The 25304-nt window shown below is 71.2% G+C and carries 22 protein-coding genes; 12 read left to right on the plus strand and 10 right to left on the minus strand.

Annotation, left to right across the window (positions count from 1 at the left end; genetic code table 11):
- Window positions 1–226: 226 nt before the first annotated feature.
- From NDAS_RS20415 to NDAS_RS20435, 5 genes are all read left to right on the plus strand, one after another.
- Window positions 227–1243 (plus strand): sensor histidine kinase, encoded by a 1017-nt coding sequence (locus NDAS_RS20415; protein WP_013155130.1) that lies wholly within the window; start codon window positions 227–229, stop codon window positions 1241–1243.
- Window positions 1240–2055 (plus strand): LytR/AlgR family response regulator transcription factor, encoded by an 816-nt coding sequence (locus NDAS_RS20420; RefSeq protein WP_013155131.1) that lies wholly within the window; start codon window positions 1240–1242, stop codon window positions 2053–2055. The genes NDAS_RS20415 and NDAS_RS20420 overlap by 4 nt, the downstream gene beginning before the upstream one ends.
- Window positions 2052–2510, plus strand: a complete 459-nt coding sequence (locus NDAS_RS20425) for a hypothetical protein (protein ID WP_013155132.1) — start codon at window positions 2052–2054, stop codon at window positions 2508–2510. The genes NDAS_RS20420 and NDAS_RS20425 overlap by 4 nt, the downstream gene beginning before the upstream one ends.
- Window positions 2504–4159: a sodium/solute symporter gene (locus tag NDAS_RS20430; RefSeq protein ID WP_013155133.1), complete on the plus strand. Its 1656-nt coding sequence runs from the start codon at window positions 2504–2506 to the stop codon at window positions 4157–4159. Before NDAS_RS20425 ends, NDAS_RS20430 begins: the two co-directional genes overlap by 7 nt.
- Before the next feature lie 167 nt (window positions 4160–4326).
- Window positions 4327–5094, plus strand: a complete 768-nt coding sequence (locus NDAS_RS20435; protein ID WP_013155134.1) for a hypothetical protein — start codon at window positions 4327–4329, stop codon at window positions 5092–5094.
- A gap of 224 nt (window positions 5095–5318) precedes the next feature.
- Here the strand turns inward: NDAS_RS20435 and NDAS_RS20440 are convergent, their stop codons facing one another.
- The 3 genes from NDAS_RS20440 to NDAS_RS20450 all read right to left on the minus strand — a co-directional run bounded on the left by NDAS_RS20440 (window position 5319) and on the right by NDAS_RS20450 (window position 7764).
- Window positions 5319–6092, minus strand: a complete 774-nt coding sequence (locus NDAS_RS20440; RefSeq protein ID WP_013155135.1) for a bestrophin-like domain — start codon at window positions 6090–6092, stop codon at window positions 5319–5321.
- Between the two features lie 159 nt (window positions 6093–6251).
- The gene (fabI, locus tag NDAS_RS20445; RefSeq protein WP_013155136.1) at window positions 6252–7022 is read right to left on the minus strand and encodes an enoyl-ACP reductase FabI; all 771 of its coding nucleotides are present in this window, start codon (window positions 7020–7022) and stop codon (window positions 6252–6254) included.
- A gap of 175 nt (window positions 7023–7197) precedes the next feature.
- Window positions 7198–7764, minus strand: a complete 567-nt coding sequence (locus NDAS_RS20450; protein ID WP_013155137.1) for an ATP-binding protein — start codon at window positions 7762–7764, stop codon at window positions 7198–7200.
- Between the two features lie 181 nt (window positions 7765–7945).
- Here NDAS_RS20450 and NDAS_RS20455 point away from each other — a divergent pair, with 181 nt between their 5' ends.
- The 4 genes from NDAS_RS20455 (at window position 7946) to NDAS_RS20465 (ending at window position 10243) form a co-directional block, all read left to right on the plus strand.
- Entirely contained in the window at window positions 7946–8725 is a 780-nt protein-coding gene (locus NDAS_RS20455) for a Scr1 family TA system antitoxin-like transcriptional regulator (RefSeq protein ID WP_013155138.1), read from the plus strand.
- Window positions 8722–8898, plus strand: a complete 177-nt coding sequence (locus NDAS_RS28175; protein WP_013155139.1) for a DUF397 domain-containing protein — start codon at window positions 8722–8724, stop codon at window positions 8896–8898. Before NDAS_RS20455 ends, NDAS_RS28175 begins: the two co-directional genes overlap by 4 nt.
- A 545-nt stretch (window positions 8899–9443) precedes the next feature.
- On the plus strand, window positions 9444–9764 hold the full coding sequence (locus tag NDAS_RS29675) for a hypothetical protein (protein WP_312038749.1): 321 nt from the start codon (window positions 9444–9446) through the stop codon (window positions 9762–9764).
- Window positions 9761–10243 carry an ATP-binding protein gene (locus NDAS_RS20465; RefSeq protein WP_013155141.1) on the plus strand — a complete coding sequence of 161 codons (483 nt, stop codon included), beginning with the start codon at window positions 9761–9763 and terminating at the stop codon, window positions 10241–10243. The genes NDAS_RS29675 and NDAS_RS20465 overlap by 4 nt, the downstream gene beginning before the upstream one ends.
- A gap of 54 nt (window positions 10244–10297) precedes the next feature.
- Here the strand turns inward: NDAS_RS20465 and NDAS_RS20470 are convergent, their stop codons facing one another.
- The 5 genes from NDAS_RS20470 to NDAS_RS20485 form a co-directional block, all read right to left on the minus strand.
- The gene (locus tag NDAS_RS20470; RefSeq protein WP_013155142.1) at window positions 10298–10516 is read right to left on the minus strand and encodes a hypothetical protein; all 219 of its coding nucleotides are present in this window, start codon (window positions 10514–10516) and stop codon (window positions 10298–10300) included.
- Window positions 10517–10834: 318 nt separating this feature from the next.
- Window positions 10835–10975, minus strand: coding sequence for a hypothetical protein (locus NDAS_RS28975; RefSeq protein WP_167539502.1), 141 nt, complete (start codon window positions 10973–10975; stop codon window positions 10835–10837).
- Between the two features lie 366 nt (window positions 10976–11341).
- The gene (locus tag NDAS_RS20475; RefSeq protein ID WP_013155144.1) at window positions 11342–14482 is read right to left on the minus strand and encodes an RHS repeat-associated core domain-containing protein; all 3141 of its coding nucleotides are present in this window, start codon (window positions 14480–14482) and stop codon (window positions 11342–11344) included.
- Window positions 14483–14980: 498 nt separating this feature from the next.
- Window positions 14981–16789: a phosphoenolpyruvate carboxykinase (GTP) gene (locus NDAS_RS20480; RefSeq protein ID WP_041552886.1), complete on the minus strand. Its 1809-nt coding sequence runs from the start codon at window positions 16787–16789 to the stop codon at window positions 14981–14983.
- A gap of 391 nt (window positions 16790–17180) precedes the next feature.
- Window positions 17181–18104, minus strand: coding sequence for a universal stress protein (locus NDAS_RS20485; protein ID WP_013155146.1), 924 nt, complete (start codon window positions 18102–18104; stop codon window positions 17181–17183).
- Between the two features lie 220 nt (window positions 18105–18324).
- On the opposite strand from NDAS_RS20485, the gene NDAS_RS20490 reads away from it, so the two are divergent.
- On the plus strand, window positions 18325–19044 hold the full coding sequence (locus NDAS_RS20490) for a hypothetical protein (RefSeq protein WP_013155147.1): 720 nt from the start codon (window positions 18325–18327) through the stop codon (window positions 19042–19044).
- 43 nt (window positions 19045–19087) lie between these two features.
- Here NDAS_RS20490 and NDAS_RS20495 read toward each other — a convergent pair whose 3' ends face one another.
- A complete protein-coding gene (locus tag NDAS_RS20495; RefSeq protein WP_013155148.1) occupies window positions 19088–21241 on the minus strand; it encodes a HelD family protein in 2154 nt (717 codons plus the stop codon).
- Window positions 21242–21532: 291 nt separating this feature from the next.
- Between NDAS_RS20495 and NDAS_RS20500 the strand changes: the two genes are divergently transcribed.
- Window positions 21533–22129, plus strand: coding sequence for a hypothetical protein (locus NDAS_RS20500; protein WP_013155149.1), 597 nt, complete (start codon window positions 21533–21535; stop codon window positions 22127–22129).
- A 44-nt stretch (window positions 22130–22173) separates the two neighbouring features.
- Here NDAS_RS20500 and coaA read toward each other — a convergent pair whose 3' ends face one another.
- Window positions 22174–23079, minus strand: a complete 906-nt coding sequence (gene coaA / locus NDAS_RS20505; RefSeq protein ID WP_041552888.1) for a type I pantothenate kinase — start codon at window positions 23077–23079, stop codon at window positions 22174–22176.
- A gap of 332 nt (window positions 23080–23411) precedes the next feature.
- Here coaA and glmS point away from each other — a divergent pair, with 332 nt between their 5' ends.
- Entirely contained in the window at window positions 23412–25259 is a 1848-nt protein-coding gene (gene glmS / locus NDAS_RS20510; protein WP_013155151.1) for a glutamine--fructose-6-phosphate transaminase (isomerizing), read from the plus strand.
- Window positions 25260–25304 lie beyond the last annotated feature (45 nt).

Genomic DNA, 25304 nt, shown 5'->3' on the forward strand with positions numbered 1-25304 from the left:
CCCCGAGCGCTCCCCCGGGCCCGCCACCGCTCCCGGTGGCGGGCCCGGCTCCTGCCCGCGGCGCGAGCGCGCATTTGCGTCACGATTCGAAAGGTGACCCCGACCACGTGAGCACCGACACAGTTCGCTGGGATAGGGTCGTTCCGTGTCATACCGGTGGCTGTCGCGGGTGTCCCCCTCCCGACGTCGCCCAGCGTCCTCGGAGCAGCGGGCGAGCGTCGAGCTGATGCGCCAGGTCCACGCCCTCGGCGTCGACCTCCGGGACGGGCTGCACGGCCGGAGGGTCCCCTCGGCCGCCAGGCGGCTGCGCCAACTCCTGGCCGTGGACGGCGTCGTCCTGGCCGACCTGGACGGTCCGGTCGCCGCGCACGGAACCAGCCCCGCGCCCTCCGAGGTCGAGGGGCTGCTCTCCCAGGTCTTCGAGTACGGGAGCAACGCCCGGGTGCGCCTGCCCGACGGCACGTCGGTGTGCGCGGTCCCCCTGACCGTGGCCGACGAGCTGTCCGGCGCCCTGGTGGCCTCGGGCCACCCCGTGGAGGCCGACGTGGAGGCCGCCGCCGCGCTGGTCTCGGACTGCCTGGACCACGCGGCGCTGCGCCGGGCCCGCGCCCGGATCGCCGCCGCCGACCTGCGCACCCTGCGGGCGCAGATCTCCCCCCACTTCGTGCACAACGCCCTGGCCGTGATCGCCGCCCTGGTGCGCACCGACCCCGACCGGGCCCGCCACCTGCTGTCGGACTTCGCCGACTACCTGCGCTACGGCTTCTCGGAGAAGGGCGACTACGCGACCCTCTCCGAGGAGCTGGAGGCCACCCAGACCTACCTCGAACTCCAGCGGGCCCGCTTCCACGACCGTCTGGACATCACCGTGCGGATGGCCCCCGAGGTGCTGCCGGTGGCCATACCGTTCCTGGTCGTGCAGCCGATCGTGGAGAACGCCATCCGGCACGGGCTGGAGCGCAAGGAGGGCCGCGGCCACATCAGCGTCTCCGGTTTCGGCGAGGGCCCGCTGTGCGTCATCGAGATCGAGGACGACGGGGTGGGCATGCACCCCGACCTGGCCCGCTCCCTGCTGGCGGGCACCGGCCCGGAGTCGCGCAGCGTCGGCCTGGCCAACGTGGACCAGCGGCTGCGCGCCGTCTACGGACCCGAGTACGGTCTGGTGATCGAGACCGCGCTGGGGGAGGGGACGAAGGTGACCGTGCGCGTGCCCAGGTTCACCAGGGGGGTGGTGGCGCGTTGAAGCCCGAACTGCGGGTGCTGGTGGTCGAGGACGAGGCCTCCACCCGCCAGGAGATGGCGTCCCTGCTCGGTGACATGCCCGAGGTGGCGGAGGTCCTGGTGGCCGACAACGGCGCCACCGCCGTGCGGCTGCTGGGCACCACCACCATCGACGCCGCGTTCCTGGACATCCTCATGCCCGGTCTGGACGGCATGGACGTGGCCCGGGTGCTGAGCGTGCTGTCCGAGCCCCCGTCCATCGTGTTCGTGACCGCCTCCGAGGCCCACGCGGTGGAGGCCTTCGGCATCGGCGCCGTGGACTACCTGCTCAAGCCGATCCGGCCCGAGCGGCTGGCCGAGGCGGTGGGCCGCATCGCCCAGCTGCGCAGGCCCGGGGGAGGGGCCCCGCCCGCCGAGGACCTGCACGTGGTGCAGATCGACACCGGCAGGCGCACGGTGTTCGTCAAACGCGACGACGTGCAGTTCGTGGAGGCCCAGGGCGACTACGTGCGCCTGCACACCTCCGACGGGGGCCACCTCATCCGCCTGTCGCTGTCCTACCTGGAGGAGGTGTGGGCCTCGGCCGGGTTCGTCCGGGTCCACCGGGGGTTCCTGATCGCCATCCCGTGGGTGCGCGACCTGCGGGTGACCTCCTCGTCCGGCCTGGTGGCGGGAACCCCGGCCGGGGACGTGCCGGTGAGCCGCCGCCACGGCCGCCACCTGCGCGCCCAGCTGCTGGAGGCGGCCCGGCGCGACCAGCTCGGCCGGTCCGCGAACGCCCAGGGCGGCCCCGCCCCCCGGTCGCGGGACGGTGAGGGGGAGCAGGCGCCGTGAGCCCGCGCCGCGAGAAGCTGACCAGCCCGCAGACCCGGATCGCGCTGGCCCGGGGCAACCGGCCCGCGCAGCACCTGCTGCCGATCCCGGAGCCGGTGGACACCGAGGCGGCCCGCGCGCTCTTCCGGGCCCAGCGGCGGACCGCCGTGCGCACCGTGGCGGTGCTGTCGGCGCTGCTGTTCGGGATGAGCGGCGCGTTCGCGCTCTTCCCCGCGCTGGGGGAGGTCCGCCCGGGCGGGGTCCCGCTGTCGTGGCTGCTGCTGACGGTGGCGATCTACCCGATGCTGTTCGGGCTGGCGCTGTGGCACGTGCGCTCGGCCGAGCGGATCGAGGACCGGGCCGAGAGCGCCGCGGACCGGGCGGAGGCCGCGCGGGTGCCGGAGCACGACCGGAAACCCGGAGGCGCGAGGGGACCGGGATCCGCGAGCGGTGAGGACACGGGGCGCACGTGGTGATCGCGGTCCTGGCCATCGGGCTGGTCCTGCTCACCAGTCTGGTCATCGGCGTCTACGGGGTGCGGGCGGCCCGCTCGACCTCCGACTTCCTCGTGGCCTCGCGGCGGATCTCCCCCAACTGGAACGCGATGGCGATCGCCGGGGAGTACCTGTCGGCCGCCTCGGTGCTGGGGCTCGCGGGGCTGCTGCTCAAGAACGGCCTGGGCACCATGTGGTACGCGGTGGGGTTCGCCGCGGGCTACGTGGCGGTGGTGGCGCTGGTGGCCGGGCCGATGCGCCGGTCGGGGGCGTTCACCGTGCCCGACTTCGCCGAGTACCGCCTGGGTGCGCCGCGTCTGCGCAAGCTGTGCGGCTGCGTGGTGCTGGTGATCATGCTGCTGTACCTGGTGCCCCAGTTCAAGGGTGCCGGTGTCGTGCTGGCCCTGGTCAGCGGCACGCCCTACTGGGTGGGGGTGCTGCTCGCCGGGCTGGTGGTGAGCGCCTCGATCGCGGCCGGGGGGATGCGGTCGGCGACCTACGTGCAGGCCTTCCACTACGTGGTCAAGCTGGCCTTCATCGCCATCCCGGCGGTCTACCTGGTGGTGCACGCCGGTCCCGGGACCCGGGCGGAGGCGCTCAACCCCGAGTGGGGCACGCACTTCCCCGAGACGACCCCGGTGGAGTTCACCGTGGGGACCCGGTTCAGCCTGGACGAGCCGGTGACGGTGACCGCCTCCGGGGGCGAACGGGTGGAGTTCGCGGCCGGGGAGCACACCGTGGAGGCGGGCGCCGAGTACGTGTTCCCCGAGGGCGCGCCCATCCCGCACCCGGCGGGGCTGCCGGAGCTGGGCAGCGAGCGGTGGAGTTCGCCGCTGCTGGACGTGGGCGGGTACCCCCTGTTCGAGACGTGGTCCACGCTGCTGGCGATCACGCTGGGCTGCATGGGGCTGCCGCACGTCATCATGCGCTTCCACACCAGCCCCACGGCGCGGACGGCGCGCCGGGTGGCGGTGGGCGTGATCGCCCTGCTGGGGCTGTTCTACCTGTTCCCGACGGTGTACGGGCTGCTCGGGCGGGTGCTCACCCCGCACCTGGTGCTGCTCCAGGGCACCGACACGGTCGCGGTGGTGCTGCCCGCCCAAGCGGTGCCGGGCTCGGTGGGGACGGTGCTGACGGCGCTGGTGGCGGCGGGGGCGTTCGGCGCGTTCCTGTCCACCTCCTCCGGACTGCTGCTGGCCCTGGCGGGCGGGCTGTCGCACGACCTGTTCCAGGGCAGCGTGCCGCGGCTGCGCCTGGCGGTGGCCGTGGGCGCGTGCGTGGCGGTGCTGCTGGCGCTGCCCGCGCAGCTGATCGACATCAACGTGCTGGTGGTGTGGGCGTTCACGGTGGCGGCCTCGACGTTCTGCCCGCTGCTGGTGCTGGGCATCTGGTGGCGGCGGCTGACGCTGGCCGGGGCCGCGTCCGGGCTGGTCGTGGGGGCGGTGACCGCGACCGGCGCGGTGGGGTGGTCGATCCTGCTGCCGCCCCCGGCCGGGTGGCTGGCGGTGCTGCTGGCACAGCCCGCGGCGTGGACCATCCCGCTGGCCTTCGGGACGATGGTGCTCGTCTCGCGGCTGACCAGGCCGCCGGACTGGGCCGAGCACGCCGTGCTGCGCCTGCACTCCCCCTGACCCGCGTGGCCGTGGACCTGCTGCCGACTCCGGTGCCGGCTCCGGCGGTGGCGCTGGTAGCAGGGACGTCCGTGTCGGGCGGGCCACTGGGGGCGCGTTCCCGGGTGTAGGGTCCGGACTGAGCGCGTACGATCACCCGTAGTGCCGACAGCGACACGAGGAGTCCCATGCCCCCCTCACGCCGTGCTCTGCCCGCGCTGCTGGCGGCGGGCGCGCTCCTGATCGTCTGCGGTGCCTCGCCCTCGCTCGCCCCGGACGACCCGCCCGCCCGACCGCTGGACACGGCCTCCCTGGTCGGCGCGGTGGACACCGTCCCGCAGGTGAACGCGGACGGCACCGGCGTCAGTGTGGACGACGGGAACTCCCGCGTGGAGGTGGGCCCCGGCGGGGTCCGCGTGGAGACCTCGGGCGCACTGGTGGACGTCAACCCCGGGTCCTACGTCCTGGTGTGCGCGAACGGCGTGCGGGTCGTGGTGCGCGCGGGCGAGGCGCCGCCGTGCGCGCCGGGCCCCGAGCAGCCGGAGCCCCCCGCACCTGAGGAGCCCGGTTACCCCGAACCCGAACCGCCCGCGCCCGGGGAGCCCGGTCAGCCCGAACCGCCCGCGCCCGGGGAGCCCGCACCGCCCGTCCCCGGCGAACCCGCTCCCCCGGCCGCGGAGGAACCCGGAGCGGCGCCGCCCGGGGCGGAGGCCGCCGCCTCTGCCGAGCCCGCCCAGGAGCGCGCGGCCCAGCCCGAACCGCCGTCCGAGTCCCCGTCGGCCCCGCCCCCGGTGGAGGGGGTCGTCCGGGAGCAGGTGCTCGCCGACCTCTCCCCGAACTCCGCGCCGCAGGCCGCCGGAGCCTTCACCCCCATGCGCACCATGGTGGTGCTCATGGTCGTCATCGCCGTGGTCGCCGCGGGCGCGGGCCGCGCCGCCACGCGCTCCTCGGGCTGACCGGCTCCGGGGGCGGCGCCGTGACGGGCGCCGCCCCCGGAGTGACCGGTCCCGGGTGAACGCCCCGGAGCGGCCCGCGCCCGACCCGACCGCGCCCGCATCTGCCCCGACCGCGCCTGGCCCGACCCGGCCTGACACGGCCGTCCGCCAGCGCCCGGAGGCGGCAGACGGGCCCCGCACGCGGCCCCCGAGGACGCGTCCGGGGCCCGTCGGCCCGCTTCCCCCTACTGAGGACTGAGTGAGGCGTCGATCCGCTCGAACCCGGCCAGCGCGTCCTGGATCGCGCCCGCGTCGTGCGCCAGGGCCCCGTTGTAGGGGTTGCCCAGGTAGAACAGCAGCAGGATCGTGGCGAACACGAACACCAGGTTGGCCGACGCCCAGAAGTAGGCCACGGTCGAGCCCCGCCGGATCATGGCGAAGGGCAGCACCGCCACCGCGATGGCCGACAGGGCCGCGATGCCGTTGAGGACGGACGGGATGCCGTCCCCGGCCGCGTCGGCGCGCTCGATGCGCGCGTCGCTGAGTTCGGCCAGCTCCTGGCGGGCGGTCAGGCGGTCCAGGCCGTCGCCGGTGTCGGACACCGACAGCGCCCGCACCGACGCGGCCAGGTCGGCCAGGGCCTCGTCGCCCTCCTCGCTCAACTCGCCCTCGGCGCGCATCATCGGCCAGTCCTTCTCGGCGACCGCGCTCATGTAGGCGCGCAACTGCTGGCGCACCGTCTCCGCCTCCTCGGCGGGGAGGGTGGTGGTGCTCCAGTACAGGGCGTCGGCCGCGCTCGTCTCCTCGGTCAGCCCGTCCCCGGCACCGGTGAAGTTCTCCCAGCCGATCACCACACCCATCGCCGCCGCCGCGAGGTAGAGCGCGAGCACACAGGGGGCGACGACCACGCTGACGGCGCCCCCCGAGGATTCGTCGTCGACGCGGAACCTGCCTACGGCGAGGACCGCGCCGCCGACCATGGCGGCCAGGACGGCGAGGACGGTCAGCATTGTCATCATGGGGATTCCCAGCGAAGAAGGAGGAGGGACCGGCAGCGAACGCGTCCATCCGTAGCACGCGCGGGGCGGCCTTCTCAGCGCAAAGCAGGAACGTCCGCAAATGTCCCCCCGGCGTGGTGACCAGCGCGGACGTCCTCCCCTCCCGGTCGGCTCCCGGGGTTACAGCGGCGCTCCCATCGCGTGGTACCCGCCGTCCACGTGCAGCGTCGTGCCGGTGACGGCGCGCGCGGCCGGGGACATCAGGAACAGCGCGGGACCGGCGACCACGGAGGCGTCCTTGGTGTCCCAGCCCAGCGGCGCGGACTCGGCCCAGCCGTCCGCGATCTGGTCGAACCCGGGGATCGAGCCGCCCGCGAGGGACTTGACCGGCCCCGCGCTGATGGCGTTGACCCGGATGCCGTCGCCGCCGAGGTCGCGGGCCAGGTACTTCGTGGAGTTCTCCAGCACGGCCTTGGCCGACCCCATCCAGTCGTAGACCGGCCAGGCCCGGGAGGCGTCGAAGGTCAGGGAGACGACCCCGGCGCCGTGCGGGGCGGCGGCCATGAGCTCCCGGAAGCCCACGGCGAGCGCCTTCAGGGAGTACCCCGAGACGTGGATCGCGGTGGCCACGTCCTCCCAGGAGGTGTTGAGGAAGTTGCCGCCCAGCGCGTCGCCCGGGGCGTAGGCGATGGAGTGCAGCAGCCCGTCCACGTGGTCCCAGTGGGCGGCGACCTTGCCCGCCGTCTCGGTGACCTGCTCGGGGTCGGTGACGTCCATGGGAAGGATGTCCACGGGTTCGGCGGGGAGGCGTTTGGCCACCCGCTCCAGAATGGACAGCTGCCTGCCGGGCGGGTTGGTCAGGATCACCTGGTGGCCCTGCTCCATCGCCTCCTCGGCGATCGCGTAGGCGATCGAGGACTGGGTGGTGATGCCGGTGATGAGGAGGTTCACCTGGGTTCCTTCCGCGCGTAGGTGCTGGCAGGAGGAACGTACCGGTGCGCAGGAAGGGCCGTCACCGGCGAATCGGTACAAGGTTCGGGCCCGGATTTTGAAACCCCGGGAGGCGGGCGGTACCCGTCGGCCCCGGGACCCGCCGTGAGGAGCGCGTCCAGGCCGGGAGAGGTGTTCACCGCCCGGCGTGCCCGTCGGACCGGCCGGAAGCGCGGTCGGGGCGGTCGATCTCGAACCAGACGGTGGTCCGGCCGCCCTCGTGGAGCGTGCCCCACCGGCTGGCCTGCGCGGCGACCAGGCGCATCCCCAGCCCGCCCACGCGCAGCGGGTCGGCGGGCCGCACGCACGGTGTGGTGACGGCGTCCTCGCCGATCGGCCCCTGGTCGGTGATCTTGACCTGTACGCGGCCGGGGAGCCGGTGCACGCTCACGATGACCTCGCCCCCGGACAGGCCGCTGCGCGTGTGCGCGATCGCGTTGTTGAACACCTCGCCGGCCAGTTCCTGGGCCGCTTCCCTCGCCAGCGGCGGCAGGGCGGAGAGGGCCGAGACCCTGTGGCGCACCAGGGCGGCCTGGTCGGGACGCCCCGCGACGATGAGCGCGGTGCCGAGGCTGCTCCAGCGCTGGTCCAGCACCAGGGGTGCCCTGTCGCGGGGTTCCACTCCCCTGCGGGGCAGGGGGAAACGCCCGGTGCCGCCGCCGTCCTGGAAACCGGAACCCGAACCGCCGCGACGCGATTGCATGCTTGTCACTGATCCCAACTGAAATCACCATCCTCCGGAACATAGTCACGAACAGCCCGCAATTACCTGCGGGTTCGTGACCTGTATCCACCCTCGCCACAGGGCCCGGGATATCTCCAGCGTCTGTCGTTTTCCGGAGAACGGATGACAGGGGGCGCAACGGCTCTGTAAGTTGTGCAGGGTGACGCAAGATCACTTCTCCTCCCTGCTCACAACGTTTCGCGATTTCTCCGGGAGAACGCAGAAACAGCTGGCCTTCGACATGGGCACGTCACCCGCGTCCGTGTCCCGGTGGGAGTCGGGGAAGTTCACGCCCAGGGTGGAGACCGCCGAGGCCCTGGACCGGATGCTCAAGGCGGACGGCAGGCTCCTCAAGGCGTGGCGCAAGCAGACCTCGGGGACGGAGCTGCCGGTGTGGCAGCTGAACGTGGCCCGGTTGCAGGAGCAGGCCGTGGCCATCGACTGCCTGTCACCAGTGCTGGTTCCGGGTGAACTCCAGTGTTCCTCCTACGCCGAAGCCGTCTTCAAGGACGGACAGCCGCTCGTTGGCGACGCAGAGGTGGACCGCTGGGTCAGCGCTCGTTGCGGACGCCTCAAAACACTTCGCGAGCACCACCACGACCCGGTGGTGACCTCCGTCTTCCCGCACAGCGCTCTGACCTGCATGCCGGATCACATCCGGAAGGAACAGGCAGGGCATCTGTTGCGGCTGGTGGAAGACGTGCGCGTCGAGGTTCACTTGCTGTCACCGGGAACGTCTCTCATCGGAGTGACCGCGCCAGTCAACCTGTACCGACTCCTTGATGGCGGCCTGGCCGTCTCCAGCGACTACATCGCGGGGAACGTCATCCTGGAATCCGACAGCCATCCGCGCATGGAGGCGCTGGTAAGAAAGTGTCTGGCGTCCGCGCTGCCCGCTAGAGAGTCCCGGCAGCTGTTGAGGGAATTGGAAGCAGCATGAGCAACGAGTGGCACAAGAGCAGCTACAGCAACACCGGGAGCCAGTGCGTCGAGGTCCGCGAACACGCCTCCGGCGCTGACGTCCGCGACACCGTTCACCGCGAGGCCGGGCACCTCACCGTCCCCGGGGACCAGTGGGTGGCGCTGCTCAGCGGCCTGCGTTCCGGCCTGTAGCCGCCTCTAACCGCCTCCAGCCCCCGCGCCCGCTCCGGCCGGGGGCTTTTTCCTACCCAAAAGACCCCAGGAAAAAATCCTCAAAACCAATCATTCCGGACAATGGAAAAACCTGGCCAGCCAGATTTTTCCCTCCCCATCCAAGCCGCTGACCAGCGCATACGCACCCCCCACGCACCTTTTCCGAACCCTACTCCCCCGTAGCGTCCTCCACCCCTCCATCAACCCCCTAACCTTTCTCCGAACACACAACTGAACACGAAAGACCCCGCGACGGTCAATTACCGCCCGGGGTCGTGGCCAGCAACATCCACCTTTTAAGACAAGGAACTGCCAGCATGCGCCAGTTTAGCGCTGCCCTTCTCACCCGTGCCCTGGCTCTGGTGACATCCCTCTTCGTTCCCGCGCGCGGACGCCACTCGGCCGCCGTCCGCCGCCGTTCCACCCGGGTCCGCCGCTACGCCCCGGCCCCCGCACCCGCTTCCGCGCGGTCCGGCAGGCCCCCGACTCCACAGCGCGGGGCCCCGCGCCCCGCTCCGCGCCCGGTGCCCCCTCCCCGCCTGGCCCCCGCCCCGGAGATCTTCCCGGCCGACGACATCGCCCTGGTCAGGCCCTACTACACCGCCCGCGAACACGAGCGTGAGCGCGACCTCTCCCGTGTCCAGGCCGAGGCCGTCATTCGACTGCGCGCGTGGTCGCACGGCTCCGTTCACGTCCCGGCCCAGGCCCCGCCAGCGGTTCCGACCCCGACCCCGACTCTGACCCGGGCCCCGGCACCGGTCCCGGCCCCCGCGCCCGCTCCCGTCGGCGACCTCCTCGCCGCCGCACCCGCCCCGACCCGGTACGCGGACGGGGTGACGGTATGACCGGCACGCCCGCGCACGACCCGGCACCGGTCCCCGGCCCGTTCGCCTTCTGGGGATACCTCGACTACGCCTGTGACCTGTCCGAACTCTCCCGGGTCCGCTCCGAACTCGCCCGCGACCTGGCCGGGTTCGACCCCGACCTGGTCGCGACCGTCCAACTCGTGGCCAGCGAACTCGTCGCCAACTCCTGCAAGTACGCCCGTTCGGAGGAGGGGGTCACCCGCACCCTGTCCATGCCCGACGAACGCACGCTGCGCCTGACCGTCAGCGACGCGGGCGGCCCCACCCTGCCCCGCATTCCCAACGAGCGCACCGACGAGGAGTGGGAGGCGGCGGAGGGCCAGCGCGGACTCCTGCTGGTGCGCCAGCTCTCCCGCACGTGGGCCAGCTTCGCCTTTCCGCGCCGCTACGGCCTCGGCACCCACGTCTGGGCCGCCTTCGACGCCGAGCCGCCCCGGAGCCTGCGCGGCGCCTGGTGACCGCAGGACAAGGGGGCGCGGGCGCCGTCGTGCCCGCGCCCCCTTTCCCGGAGGTCACTCCTTCTTCTTGCGGCGCAGTTGCAGCATGCGAGGGGCCACATAGACCGCGAAGAGAATGGCGGCGAGGACCACGGTCAGAGCGGACCACAGGTAATCGCCCTCCCACGCGCGCCATACCGCCATACCGAGGAAAAAGGCTATGCCAACAAGCCTGAACCCGATGAGAGTGCGAAGCTCCTTCTTGGTCGGGTCCTTCGGAAACCTTCCCTCCATGCGCCCTGCTCCCTTCCTTGGTCGTCGATCCGCCACAGCAAGTCCAAGCACAGTTACCCAGTTCCGACCGGGAGGGTTCCGGGCGGGTGAAGCCCATCGTGAACGTGCTGTGGAAGCGGTGGTTCAGGTGCACCGTGCCGTCCTGGAACTGGTAGGCGCCGGTGAACCCGAACGGGCTCAATGAAGAAAAAGTCATCATGAAAATTCATGGCATTTCAAAGGGGACTCGGCAGCAAATTGCAGACATGTGAAATTTCACCAGCTCCTGGCGAATTTAGACTGCCTTTGCCTGGGAATCATCTTTGACATGGAAAAACATCATCCCCCGAAGAAGCGGGCGGCCAAGCGCCCCGACTTGCTCATATTTTCAACCATAGGCATCCTTGGTGTCTGTTCGACTTTTTTCATGTTCTGACCACCTGATGCTTCAAGATTTATCTGGGCGGCATTTTTGCTCATTCCTTCTATTGCAATGTTTGCAGCTTCCCCTAGAAGCCCGGAGGCCGACTAGGAGAAATATTGAATAGATATCGGGCGGCACCAGATGCTGGCGCCGCCCGATGTGTTCACTAAGCCTGACTAGGTGCCCAAATGGGACTCCCCCTGCAAGAGCGCCAGGACTAGTCCAATACTCGAATGATTAACTGTAGGTGAGGATGGAAAATATCAGGAAGATCACGAAAATCACACCCATGAGTGCCGCCAAGGCGCTCGTGATGTTCTTTTGTCTAGAACTTGATGCCCTCTTTTGCCTTACCATAAGCAGTACGCTCATTGACAACAAGGATAGGCAGGCAATGGAAAAAGGGGTCATCTCTGTTCCTATCAGGTGGAGACAGTCATGTCATAAGCCAGGCATCCGACAGTCACTACAGCTGTAGCGATGTGCACTGGTGTTCCCCACACATTGAGAACCAAGGATGCGGTAGACAGCTTCAGCATGTAGATGGTTGCACCCCAGCACGCTGCCTGTGGCCACGGAACGGCCGAAAGCCCGGTGGGGTCGGTGTTGTTGATGGGGTCGCAGGCCGCGTAGGCGTAGTTGTTCAACTCCTGCCGGGACGGGTCCGGCTGGGTGAAGCCCAACGTGAACGTGCTGTGGAAGCGGTGGTTCAGATGCACCGTGCCGTCCTGGAACTGGTAGGCGCCGGTGAACCCGAACGGGCTCAACGCCGCCGCCTCGGTCCCCTCCAGGCTCTCAGAGGTGCGCTCACCGTAGGGGCTGTAGTCATAGACCACGTCCGGGGACTCAGCCTCCGAACCCTCAGCCGTCAGCGCCAGCACGGTGTTCTGCTGGTCGAGGGTGTAGTGGAACCGCTCGTCGCCGTCCCAGGCCACCATGGAGACCAGACGCCCCTCCGGGTCGCGCACGAAGCTGGTGCGCTCACCCTCGGAGGCGATGTTGGTGACCCCGAGCGCGGTGTTGGACAGCTGCCGCTCCACCCGGCTGCCCTCGTGCACGTCGGTGACGCCGCGCATCTGGGTCTGGTCGGTGGTGTCGTAGCTCAGCCACGAGGCCAGTTCGCCCTGACCGTCGTTGGAGCGCAGCGTCTGGTTGGTCACCGAGTACTCGTAGACGTACTCACCCCGCGAGGTCATGTTTCCGGCCTCGTCGTGGCCCACCTCCTGGCCCCGAGCCGAGGTGGGCTGGTCGGCGTCGTTGTAGGCGAACTCCTCATTCCCGGCGGTGAGCAGGTTGCCGACGTCGTCGTAGGTGTAGTCGGTGGTGCCGTCGCTGGTGAGTCGGTCCAGGCCGTCGTAGGTGAAGGTCTCGGTCTCACCGCCGATGGTGCGCGACTGCAACTGGTCGCTGTCGGTGCCGTCGTTGTCGTAGGAGTAGACAGCCTCCACCAGAGCCTGGTCGGCGGCCCCGGTGGTGGTGATGCCGGTCAGGCGCCCGGAGTCGTCGTAGGTGCGCTCCTCCACGGCCTCGTCGGGGTGGGTGATGCTGGTGCGGCGGTTGTTGGCGTCGTTGGTGAAGGTGGTCTCGGCCCCGGTGTGGTCGGTGAGCGAGGTGAGCCGGAACGCGGCGTCGTAGCCGTAGGTCGTGGTCTTACCGTGTTCGACCATCTCGGTGACGTTGCCCGCGGTGTCGTAGGCGTAGGTGGTCCTCTCGCTTCCGGCCGAGTCGGTGCGCACGGTTTCGAGCAGGTCGCCGCGGCCGTTGTAGGAGTGCTCCACGCTGGCCTGGTCGGTGTGGGTGGCGACCTGGCGGCCGTTGCCGTCGTAGGCGATGGCCTGGAGCAGGTCGCCGCCCTGGGAGATGGACACGATCCGGTCCAGCCGGTCGTAGCCGTACTCCAGCCTCACACCGTTGCCGTCGGTGACCGAGGTGACCCGTGACAGCGCGTCGTAGCCGTATTGGGTGGTGCCCATCGGCCCCGGCTCGTCCATCGCCGTCATGTTCCCGGCGCGGTCGTAGGAGTAGCTGGTGGAGTTGCCGTTGGCATCGATGACCTGGTTGACCAACCCGTTGGAGTGGTAACGGATGTCGGCCACCTCGATGTCCATCTCCTCCTGGACTGCCGAGGTGAGGTTGCCGGCGTCGTCGTAGGACATCTGAAGCGTGTCCCCGTCCGGGGTGGTCACGCTGGTGGGCTTGGCCGGGTTGGCCGTGTCCGCGAACCCGACCGAAGTGGCCGCCCCTGTGGGCAGTTCGGTGCCGATGAGGTTGTTGAACTCGTCGTAGTCGTAGGTCACCGAGGCTTGCAGGGCGTCGGTGGTGGTGGCCACGTCCGAGTTCGCCGTCCAGGTCTGGGAGCGGGTGTTGCCGACCTGGTCGGTCGCGGAGGTCTGCCTTCCCTGGTCGTCGAACTCCAGGGTGGACTCACCGCCGCCCGGATCGGTGACCGTGGTCTGGGTGTTGGACCAGGCACCGTCGGCGTAGGAGTAGGCGGTGGTGGCCCCGTCCTCGGTGCCGTCTGGCACGGTCAGGCTGGAGACCTGGTCGTCGGCGTTGTAGGCGATCTCCCACACCGCGCCGGTGGCGTCGGTGATCGAGGTCAGCAGGCCGTCGCCGTCGTAGCCGAACTCGATGCCCTGGCCCGCGCGGTCGGTCAGCGCGACCATGCCGCCGTCGCCGTTCCAGGTGAAGGCCGTGGCGGTCTCGCCGACCGGGTCGGTGATCCGGGTCGGCTGCTCCCAGGCGTCGGGGTCCCACTCGAAGGTGGTGACCCGGTCCTGGGTGTCCACGATCGAGGCCAGGTCTCCCTCGGTGTCGTAGCGCATCCGGTGAGTGTGGCCGTTGCGGTCGGCCTGGGAGTACAGCCACCCGTTGGCGTTGAAGGTCCACACCTGGTCGGCGTACTCGCCTCGGTGGAAGGTCAGCGCGTAGTGGCCATTCGACAGCTCCTCCAGTTCGGCGTTGAGCCCCGCAGGCGGGGTGAAGGAGCCGTCCTCGGCGATGTCGAAGCGTTCGCAGTAGCCGGAGGGGCCCTGGAAGATGATGCTGTTGCTGAAGATGCTCAGTCCCACGTCCTGGCCGTGGGAGAGGGTCCAGCCGTCGTAGGAGGGCGCGGAGTTGTAGAAGCTGGACACCGACAGGTCCAGCCCCGTTCCGGCCACGGTCAGGTCCCGGTGGCGCACGACGAGGTTGCCGCCCTGGGTGTTGACCGTCAGTTCCATGCGGTCGCTGATCTGGTGGCGTTCCAGCGGGTACCAGGGCTGGATACCGCGGTTGACGCCGTCCGCGCAGGTGCCGACCCGGGTTTCGGGTTCTTCCGAACGGTTCTGGGCCTCGGGTGCGCTCTCGGCCCCGGGCGGAGCCCAGGGTTCGTCGGGTGGTTCTCCGCCCACGGGTTCGGTGTTGGCCTCGCCCGGCTCCCAGGTGTCGGGGACCGGAACGGTGCGGTCGGCGGGTGAGTGGGGGTCGGTGTCGGCCAGGGCCGGGGGCGCGGACAGCAGCCCCAGCACGAGGGTGGAGGCGGCCGTCGCGGCCGTCAGGGACCAGGGGATGTGCTTTCTCACGAGGGGGATCGCTCCCAGGGGGGGATGTGCACGGGGAACACCCGGACATGACGACCCTGGTCTGAGGGTCCGTCTCCGGGTGGCTCAGGCACCCGGTACGTTACGGAACCCCGACGCGAGAGCACCATGGGCCCAGGGTGAAGAGCGTGACCCTGGGTGAGAGGGACCTTCGGGAAGTTTGACCACGGGCGCGACGGAGAGTGACCGCGTTCGCGCAGATGAGGGCGAACGCCCGAGGAAACACGGCGTTGCGTGCGCCGGACGGCGTCCCCGCGACCCGCTGGCCTCGGTGGCCGAAACCGGCCCCGACGACAACAATTGCCCTAGGGAAACGATCGCGTTCCCTGGCACCGCCGACGGTGCGCGGCGCACGGCGACCGCACGATCCACCACACGGGGGAGGGGCGCGGGCACCGTCGTGCCCGCGCCCCTCCCCCACGGGCCCCGTGCGCGGAAGGGGGCCCTGGTCAGGGGGCCGTCAGGCCCCCGTCGCGGTCGTTACCGGCTCTCCAGACGGTCCAGCAGGGCGTGGTACTCGTCCCACAGCTCGCCGGGCAGGTGGTCGCCGAAGGTCTTGAAGAACTCCGGTACCAGCGCGGCCTCCTGCTTCCACACCTCGCGGTCGACGTCGAGCACGAAGGCCATGTCCTCGTCGGAGACGTCCAGCCCCTCGGTGTCGATGCCGCCGGCCACGGGCAGGCGCCCGATCGGGGTCTCGACCGCCTCGGCCTCGCCCTCCAGCCGCTCGACGATCCACTTGATGACGCGGCTGTTCTCACCGAACCCGGGCCAGACGATGCGGCCCTCGGCGTCCTTCTTGAACCAGTTGACGTAGAAGATCCGGGGCAGCTCGGCCTGGTCGGCCGCCTGGCCCAGCTTCACCCAGTGGGCGAAGTAGTCGCCCATGTTGTAGCCGCAGAACGGCAGCATGGCGAAGGGGTCGCGGCGCAGCTCGCCCACCGAGCCCTCGGCGGCGGCGGTCTTCTCCGAGGAGACGTTGGCGCCCAGGTAGACGCCGTGCTGCCAGCTGAAGGACTCGGTGACCAGCGGCACGGCGGTGGCGCGGCGACCGCCGAACAGGATGGCCGAGATCGGCACGCCCGCCGGGTCCTCCCACTCGTCGGCGATGGTCGGCGCCTGCCCGGCCGGGGTGGTGAAGCGCGAGTTCGGGTGGGCGGCGGGCTCACCCGACTCCGGGGTCCAGGGACGGCCCTTCCAGTCGGTGAGGCCCGCGGGCGGCTCCTCGGTGAGGCCCTCCCACCACACATCGCCGTCCTCGGTCAGGGCGACGTTGGTGAAGATGCTGTTGCCCCAGAGGGTCTGCACGGCGTTGGCGTTGGTCTTCTCGCCGGTGCCGGGCGCGACGCCGAAGAACCCGGCCTCGGGGTTGATGGCGCGCAGTCGGCCCTGCTCGTCGAAGCGCATCCAGGCGATGTCGTCGCCCACCGTCTCGACCTTCCAGCCGGGGATGGTCGGCTGGAGCATGGCCAGGTTGGTCTTGCCGCAGGCGCTCGGGAAGGCGGCGGCGACGTAGTGCGACCGGCCCTTGGGCGGGGTGACCTTGAGGATGAGCATGTGCTCGGCGAGCCAGCCCTCGTCGCGGGCCATCACCGAGGCGATGCGCAGCGCGTAGCACTTCTTGCCGAGCAGGGCGTTGCCGCCGTAGCCCGAGCCGTAGGACCAGATCTCACGGGTCTCGGGGAAGTGCGAGATGTACTTGGTGGAGTTGCAGGGCCAGGCGACGTCCTGCTGGCCGGGCTCCAGCGGGGCGCCCACGGAGTGGACCGCCTTGACGAACTCACCGCGCTCCTCGATCAGGCGCAGGGCGGCGCTGCCCATGCGGGCCATGATGCGCATGGACACCACGACGTACGGGGAGTCGGTGATCTCGACCCCGAGCTGGGAGATGTCGCCGCCCAGCGGTCCCATGCAGAAGGGAACGACGTACATGGTGCGCCCGCGCATGGCGCCCCGGAAGACCTCGCCGAAGGTGGCGCGCATCTCGTCGGGGGCGATCCAGTTGTTGGTGGGGCCCGCGTCGCTCTCGCGCTCGGAGCAGATGAAGGTGCGGTCCTCGACCCGGGCGACGTCGCTCGGGTCGGACTTGCAGTAGAAGCTGTTGGGGCGCTTGTCCGGGTTGAGGCGGACGAAGGTGCCCTGCTCGACCAGCTGGTCGGTCAGGCGGGTCCACTCCTCCTCGGAACCGTCGCACCACACGATCTCGTCCGGCTGCGTGAGCTCGGCGACCTCCCGCACCCAGGAGACGAGCTCCTCGTGTTTGGTCGGCGCGTCCACGTCGGTATCCACGGCAGTCACAGCGGCTCCTTCTCAAGGTCGAGATCTCTCGCATCATGAACGACGATCCCCCGCAGTGACCAATTGGTTTAGGCCAATGGTCTATAGAAGTTGTGCCGGAAGAACGGATTCCCCTGCACAGCAGGGGATCCGCGTGGTCTACCACCGGGTACGTACGCGCACGAACCGGGACCGGTCGGAGACCGTTCCGGTGCTGTTGGGAGCGGGTTCCCCTGTCAGGAGGGGAACCGGGTGCCACGACCGACACACCGTGCTGTTCGTCACACCGCGTGTCCGGGGCCCGGTCGCGGACTCCGGACGGGCACTAGACCTGTGCTGCCGCACCCCTGGCACGGAGGCGCTTCTTCGCAGGTGGGAGCGGTGGAAGCGGGGCCGGTCCGGATCAGCGCAGGATGGCGACGGGCCCCCTGGCGCCGTGCAGGACGGAGTGGCTCACCGATCCGAGCAGCAGCCCGCGAAAGCCCCCGCGTCCGCGCGAGCCGACCACGATGAGGTCGGCGGGGGTGGCCTCCTCCAGCAGGGCGATCACGGGGTGGGCGCGCACGACCCGGGTGCGCACCGGCACACCGGCGTGGCGCGCGCGGGGCCCGGCCAGCTCCTCCTCCAGCGCCTGCCGGGCGGCCTCGGCGGCGGTCGCGTCGTCGAACAGCTCGGGCGGGATGGGCCCGGTCGCGGCGGCGAAGGCCACCAGCGGCTGCCAGGCGCTCACCGCGACCAGTTCGGTGTCGGCGAAGTCGGCCTGCGCGAAGGCGAAGTCCACCGCGCGCCTGCTCGGCTCGGACCCGTCGATGCCCACGATCACCCGGCCCCGCACGCCGTGCGCGGAAGCGTGCTCCCGGGGCAGCACGATCACCGGAACGGGCGCGCGGGCGGCCAGTTCGATGCCCACGGAACCGACGAACGCGGCCACGATCCCGCTCAGCCCGCGCGAGCCGACCACCACGGCGACGGCACCCTCCGCGGAGGCCTCGGCGAGCAGGGCCTCCACCGGGCGGTCGTAGGACAGGCGTTTCTCCACCCGCAGCTCGGGGAAGAGCCGCGCCACCCAGTCCCCGGCGTACTCCAGCAGGGACTCGGCCCCCTGGGCGTCGGCCTCGTCGGGGAACACGTCCGGGGCGACGTCGGGGTCGGCGTGCCCGTGCCCCGCGAACACGCCGACCGAGGCCAGCGGCCCCGCGGCCGCGACGATACGGACCCCGAGGCCGCGCAGCATCGCCTGGTGCGCCGACCACTCCAGCGCGTGGCGGCTGGATTCCGTGCCGTCGACCCCCACGATCACCCATCGCGTCGTGGATGCGCCGTCCATGCGTGCGCCCTTCTCGTCGGCCGTCCCTGCCCCGCGTATTCCGCCGGTGTCCCCCGATGATGCCGTGTGAACACGCACCCGTGGATAACGGTGCCGACGCGAGTTGGGTGAGACAGGGCACCCCGGGTAGGGGTTGGCGACACAGGGGTGGGTTCGACCACGCGCCCTTCGGAGGACGACTCAGCGGGGGCGTGGGAACTCGTGGAAGGCAGGGGGCACGATGTCGCACTCCGCGCAGATGCACTGGGACTACAGGGACGGGAGGGTCGCGGCCGTGGTGGCCGCGCTCGTGTACAGCCTGTGGGTCGTGGAGGTCATGCTGCCCGACAGCAGCGCGGCCCAGGGGGCCCTGGCCGTCCAGAGCTCGGACTTCGCCAGGTTCCTGGAGAGCGCGCACCGCATCGCGGCGATCCTGGTGATGATCGCCGCCGGGATCGGTCTCGGGCTGGGCGCGAGGGAGAGGACGGGCCACCTGCTGGCGGTGTCGTGGTGGTGCATGCTCGTGTTCGGCACGGCGTCGCTGGCCGCCACGTTCTTCCCCGGGCCCTGCACGGTGTCCACGGACGTCCCGTGCGCGGCGGAGTCGCTGGCGGAGGGGCTGGAGGGGGCCACGGCGGCCCAGGCCGTCGTCGCGGCGGTGGCGCTCCTGGCCGCGCTGGCGGGCGCGATCGTGCTGGCCGTGGACCGGCGCAGGATGGGTGACGGCAAGTGGCCGCTGGTGGCCGTCGTGGCCGCGCTCCAGCTGGTCACCGCCGTCGCCGTCCTGGTCGCGGCGGTACGGGTCTACGCGGGCGGGGGCGACGGCGACCCGGGGGTCGTGTTCAGCGCCCTGCAACGGATCCACCTGGTGGCGGTGGCCCTGTGGCTGCTCACCGCGGGCCTGCTGCCCAGCCTGTGGAAGCGGAACTGGACGCCCCGGCGCGCCCGCGTCGAGCGCTGAGGGACCAGGGCGGGAGCGGCTCCCGGCGCGCTCCCGCCCGTCGTCACGCCCCGGTGTCGCGCAGGGCCTCCGGCAGGGGGCGCGCGTGCACCACGTGCAGGGTGCTCACCGCGCGGGTGAGCACCACGTAGAGCCGGTTGACGCCGCGCTCCTCGGCCTCGGCGATGGCGGCGGGCTCGGCGACCACCACGGCGTCGAACTCCAGGCCCTTGGCCAGGCTCGCGGGGACCGCGACCAGGCGGCCCGCGTCCGGCCCGGCGCCCGCCTCCCCCAGCAGCGGCGCGCTCAGCCCCCCGGCTTCGACGGCCTCGCGCAGGGCGGGCAGGTCGGCGTCGGCGGCGATGAGGCCGACCGAGCCCTCCCCCCTGAGCGCGGTGCGGCAGGCGTCGGCGACCGACGCCGCCAGGCCGCCCTCGGCGGGGGTGATCCGCAGCGCCCCTGGCGCGCGGCGCACGGCCACGGGCGCGCCCAGCCCGGGCGCGATCGCGGGCAGCAGGCGGGCGGCGAAGTCGATGATCTGGGCGGGGACGCGGTAGCCGCGGTCCAGGACGCTCAGGTGGCCGGTGGGCTTGCCCAGGTGTTCCAGGAGCGTGGACCAGTTGACGGCCGCCGAGGGGCTGGTGCCCTGGGCGATGTCGCCGAGCACCGTGAGCGAGCCGGACACGCAGCGGCGGCCGATCGCCCGGCACTGCATGGGGCTCAGGTCCTGGGCCTCGTCCACCACGATGTGGCCGAGCCCGGCGGGGCGCTCGATGAGCGCGGCGGCCTCGTCCACCAGGGCCAGGTCCTCCTCCGACCACAGGGCCGCCTTGGGGCCGCGGGGTTTTCCCGGCAGCAGGACGGCGGCCTGCTCCTCCGTACTGAGCAGCCCCTCGGCGGCGCGGGCCAGGCGTTCGGGGTCGGTGAGCAGGCCGAGCACCAGCTTGAGCGGGTCGGCCTTGGGCCACATGGCGGTGACGGCCGACTTCACGGCGGGGTCGCGGCGCACCTGCGCGTGGGTGCGGTCGTCGCAGACCTCGCCCTGGGCCTCCATGAGGGAGAGCACGGCGTGGGCGATGCGGTGGGAGAGGAGTTCGCGCCCGGAGCCGTAGGCGACGCCGCGTTCGGCCAGCTCGTCCAGGAGGGGGCGCAGGTCCTCGGGGTACAGGCGCCAGCGGCGCGACCCGCGGCGGACCATGACCGCCTCCTCGGGCGTGCGCAGGTGCGACCACAGGTCGCGGCGGACCACCTCGGCCATGCGGGCCTGGCCCTTGATCCGGGCGGCGCGGGGCTCCTCGGTGCGGCGCACCCACCCGGCGGCGGGGCGGGACCGCTCGGGCAGCCCGGCGGTGAGCATCTCGGTGACGGTGGTCTGCTGGACGTCCACCTCGCCGAGGGCGGGCAGGACGTCGCGGATGTAGGAGAGGAAGGAGCGGTTGGGGCCGACGATCGCCACGCCGGAGCGGGAGAGGCGTTCGCGCTCGGTGTAGAGCAGGAACGCGATGCGGTGCAGGCCCACGGCGGTCTTGCCGGTGCCGGGCGCGCCCTGCACGCACAGGGTGGTGGCGAGCGGGGCCCGGACCAGGCCGTCCTGCTCGGGCTGGATGGTGGCGACGATGTCGCGCATGGGCCCGGTGCGGGGGCGTTCGATCTCCGCGTCCAGCAGGGCGCTGGCGCGCTGGCCGCTCCCGGTCGGGGCGGTGGTGAGCGGCTCGTCCTCGAAGGCGGTGAGCACCACCTCGGGGTCGGCGTCGCGGCCGTGGTCGATCGTGGTGAAGCCGTAGCGGCGGCGCAGGCGCACGTCCATCCGGTCGCCGGGCGAGGCCCGGTAGTAGGCGACGCAGATGGGGGCGCGCCAGTCCAGGACCATCGGGCGCCCCTCGGCGTCGTGGACGTGGCGGCGGCCGATGTGGATCCGGTCGGGCCCGGCGCCGTCGGACACGTCGTCGTCCAGGAAGACGGTGCCCGGCTCGAAGTCGAGGCGGCCGAAGAACAGCGGGGCCCCGGGGACGTCGGCCAGGGCCGCGAGGCGGCGCTCGCGGCCCCGGCGCAGGGCGGCGTTGGTGACCTTGTCGTTGACGACGTCGCCCAGGACGAGTTCGCTGCCCTCGACCTCCGCGCGCATCCGGTCCAGGGCGGCGCGTGCGGCGGCGAGGCGGTCTCGCTCGGCCCGGAGTTCGGGGCTCACGGGCACGGCGGGGGAATCGGTCGTGGACATGCGGCGACCTCGGAAGGGATCGGCGGGACAGGAACGCGGCAGCGCGCGTGCGCGGGTCCCGCCCCGGTCGCCGCGAGGGCCCGGTTCGTTCCGATCCGTGAGAGCGCACAACACCCGTTGAGGGAGCGCCGCCGAAAAGAGCCACCAGCCTAACCCGCTCCGGGGCCCTCACCAAACCGGCCGGGACCCCGGCCCCCGGCCGTGCCGCCGCCGGTGCGCGACCGCCCGGAGGGGACGAGAACCAACGCGGGCCCGGGAGCGTCCGAGGAACCGGGAGAGGACGGTACTCACATGCACCACGTTCAGGGCGACCTCGTACTACGGCCCGGCCTCCGGGCGGGATGGGCCAGGCTGGGTGTCGGGGTGGTGACCGGCGTGGTCACGACCGCCGGCATCGCGTTCCGCGTCGGCCCGGGAGCGGCCCTGGCCACGGGCGTCGCGTGGACCGTGCTGGTCGCGGCGGTGGCCCTGCACCTCCACCGAGCCAGGATCGTGCTGACCGCGCACGAGATCGTCCTCAAGGGGGCGTTCTTCCAGCGGCGCCGGTCGCGGTCGCGCGCCGTGTGGACGATCCGCGCGACCGTCGTCCAGCCGCGCGGGGGCCCCTGCGACACACTGTTCGTCCTCGACCAGCACGGCGGCGTGCTCGTCCGGGTGTACGGCGCCAACTACACGACCGAGGACATGGACCGGCTGGTGAGCGCGCTCGGACTGCCGTGCAGCGGCCCGGAGGGGCCTGTCACCCCCAAGGAGCTCGACCGGTTCCGCCCCGGTCTCGTGACGTGGGCCGAGCAGCACGCCTACCTGCTCGGAATGGCGTTCGCCGTCGCCCTGACCCTGGCCATCGTGGCGGGCGTACTGATCGGCCTGGCCCTGACGGAGGGGTAGCCGCGGCGGGCGCGCGGCGGCCCGGCGCGGCGCCGCCGGGCCGGTCAGGTCTTGCGCAGCCGCACCCGCCGCACGCGGTGGTCGTCGCCCTTGTACAGGACCAGGGTGGCCCGCCCCCGGGTGGGGCGGATGTTCTCCACGAGGTTGACCTCGTTGATGGTGCGCCAGGTGTTGGCGGCGAACTCCAACGACTCCTCCTCACTGATGGCGGTGGCCATGTGGTGGAAGTAGGAGCGCGGGTCGGAGAACGCGGTGCGGCGCAGCTCGCGGAAGCGGTCGAGGTACCAGCCGCGGATGTTCTCGACCTTGGCGTCCACGTAGATGGAGAAGTCGAAGAAGTCGGCCACGGCCAGGCGCCCCGCGGAGGGGGCCTGGAGGACGTTGATGCCCTCGACGATGAGGATGTCGGGGCGGTGCACGGTCTGGCGCTCGTCCGGCACGATGTCGTAGTTCAGATGGGAGTAGACGGGGATGTCGATCCGGTCGGCCCCCGCCTTCATCTCCGAGACGAAGCGCACCAGGGCGCGGCGGTCGTAGCTCTCGGGGAAGCCCTTGCGGCGCATCAGGCCGCGCGACTCCAGCACCGCGTTGGCGTGCAGGAAGTTGTCGGTGCTGACCAGTTCCACGTCCGGGTGGTTGGGCCACTGGGCGAGCAGGGAGCGCAGGAGGCGCGCGGTGGTGGACTTGCCGACCGCGACGCTGCCCGCGACCCCGATGATGAACGGCGACGGGCGGTCGGACTCGCCGAGGAAGGCGCGCACGGCGGCGTGCCGCTGCTGGGTCGCGCCCACGTAGAGGTTGAGCAGTCGCGACAGCGGCAGGTAGACGTCCCGCACGTCGTCCAGGGAGGTGGGGTCGGTGGTGCCGCGGAGCTCGGCGAGGTCCGCCTCGGTCAGGGACAGGGGTGTGGAGGCCCGGAGCGCGGCCCAGGCCTCCCGGTCCATCTCCACGTACGGCGTGGAGAAGCCGTTCTTCGTCGTGTGAGACACGAATGACCACCCTAGAGCAGGGGGTCGACCGCGCCGGGCGGCCGGTCCCCACAAGTCCCGCCATGGGACCGTAAACGTGCCGGAAACCACATGTTCACGACACGCACCCCCAAAATTTTGCTTCTCCTTCCCTGGGGGTGGAATCGGTTCCACTCGTTGCCTCCCCATGCCCCCGACCTGCGCGGTCTACTCCCCACACACCAAATGGTCTATACCGCTACCTGGGAAAACGACCAGTGGTATGGATGCCTGGTTGGTCGATTCGACCGGCTTCTTCGCTTACGCTGGCGGCCATGTGCGGAATCGTTGGCTACGTCGGGCCGCAACCGGCGCTTGAAGTCGTCGTGGACGGCCTCGCAAGGTTGGAGTACCGCGGATATGACTCCGCGGGTGTGGCTGTGCTGGGCGACGGCGCTCTGCGCACCGAGAAGCGCGCGGGCAAGCTCGCGAACCTGCGCCGGGCGCTGGAGGAGCGGCCCGTCAGCGGCGACGGCGCCGGGATCGGACACACGCGCTGGGCCACGCACGGCGCGCCGAACGACGTCAACGCCCACCCCCACGTGGACAACGACAACCGCGTCGCCATCGTCCACAACGGCATCATCGAGAACTTCGCCGCGCTGCGCCTGGAGCTGGAGGAGCAGGGCTGCAAGTTCCTCTCCGAGACCGACACCGAGGTCGCCGCGCACCTGCTCAACGCCGAGCTGGCCCGGACCGGCGAGCTGCCCTCGGCCATGCGCGCGGTGTGCAAGCGCCTGGAGGGCGCGTTCACCCTCGTGGCCGTCTCCGTGGACGACCCCGACCTGGTCGTGGCGGCCCGCCGCAACTCCCCGCTGGTCGTCGGCCGCGGCGAGGGCGAGAACTTCCTGGCCAGCGACGTGGCGGCGTTCATCGCCCACACCCGCGAGGCGGTCGAGCTGGGCCAGGACCAGGTCGTGGAGCTGCGCGCGGACTCGATCACGGTGACCGACTACGACGGCAACCCCGTCGACGTGCGCGAGTACCACGTGGACTGGGACGCCTCCGCCGCCGAGAAGGGCGGTTACGACTACTTCATGCTCAAGGAGATCGTCGAGCAGCCGCGCGCGGTGGCCGACACCCTCCTGGGCCGCGTGACGGTCGACGGCCAGCTCACCCTGGACGAGATGCGCCTGTCCCCCGAGGACCTGCGCTCGGTCGAGAAGATCGTCATCATCGCCTGCGGCACCTCCTACCACGCGGGCCTGATCGCCAAGTACGCCATCGAGCACTGGTGCCGCATCCCGTGCGAGGTCGAGGTGGCCAGCGAGTTCCGCTACCGGGACCCGATCCTGGACCAGCAGACCCTGGTCATCGCCATCTCCCAGTCCGGCGAGAGCATGGACACCCTGATGGCGGTCCGCTACGCCCGCGAGCAGCGCGCCCGGGTGCTGGCCATCTGCAACGTCAACGGGTCCACCATCCCGCGCGAGTCCGACGGCGTGCTGTACACGCACGCGGGCCCCGAGGTCGGCGTCGCCGCCACCAAGACCTTCCTCACCCAGCTGGCCGCCTGCTACCTGATCGGCCTGTACCTGGCGCAGGTGCGCGGGCTGAAGTTCGGCGACGAGATCAACGCCGTGATCGCCCAGCTGGCCACCATGCCCGAGCAGATCGAGCGGGTCCTGGAGACGGCCGAGCCGGTCCGCGAGCTGGCCCGGTCGCTGGCCGACGCGGACACGGTGCTGTTCCTGGGCCGCCACGTGGGCTACCCCGTGGCGATGGAGGGCGCGCTCAAGCTCAAGGAGCTGGCGTACATGCACGCCGAGGCGTTCGCCGCCGGTGAGCTCAAGCACGGGTCGATCGCGCTGATCGAGGACGGTGTGCCGGTCGTCGTGGTGGTGCCCTCCCCCGAGGGCCGCAGCGTGCTGCACGACAAGATCGTGTCCAACATCCAGGAGGTGCGCGCCCGCGGCGCCCGCACCATCGTCATCGCCGAGGAGGGCGACGAGGTGGTCCGCCCGTACGCGGACGTGCTCATCCCCATCCCGGCCGTGCCGACCCTGCTCCAGCCGCTGGTGTCCACGATCCCCATGCAGGTGTTCGCCTGCGAGCTGGCCCTGGCCAAGGGCAACGACGTGGACCAGCCGCGCAACCTGGCCAAGAGCGTGACGGTCGAGTAGTAGCGGGACCGCAGGAAGGGGGCGTGTCCGGCGCGCGGCGCCGGG

The organism is Nocardiopsis dassonvillei subsp. dassonvillei DSM 43111 (assembly GCF_000092985.1).
Classification (GTDB): Bacteria; Actinomycetota; Actinomycetes; order Streptosporangiales; family Streptosporangiaceae; genus Nocardiopsis; species Nocardiopsis dassonvillei.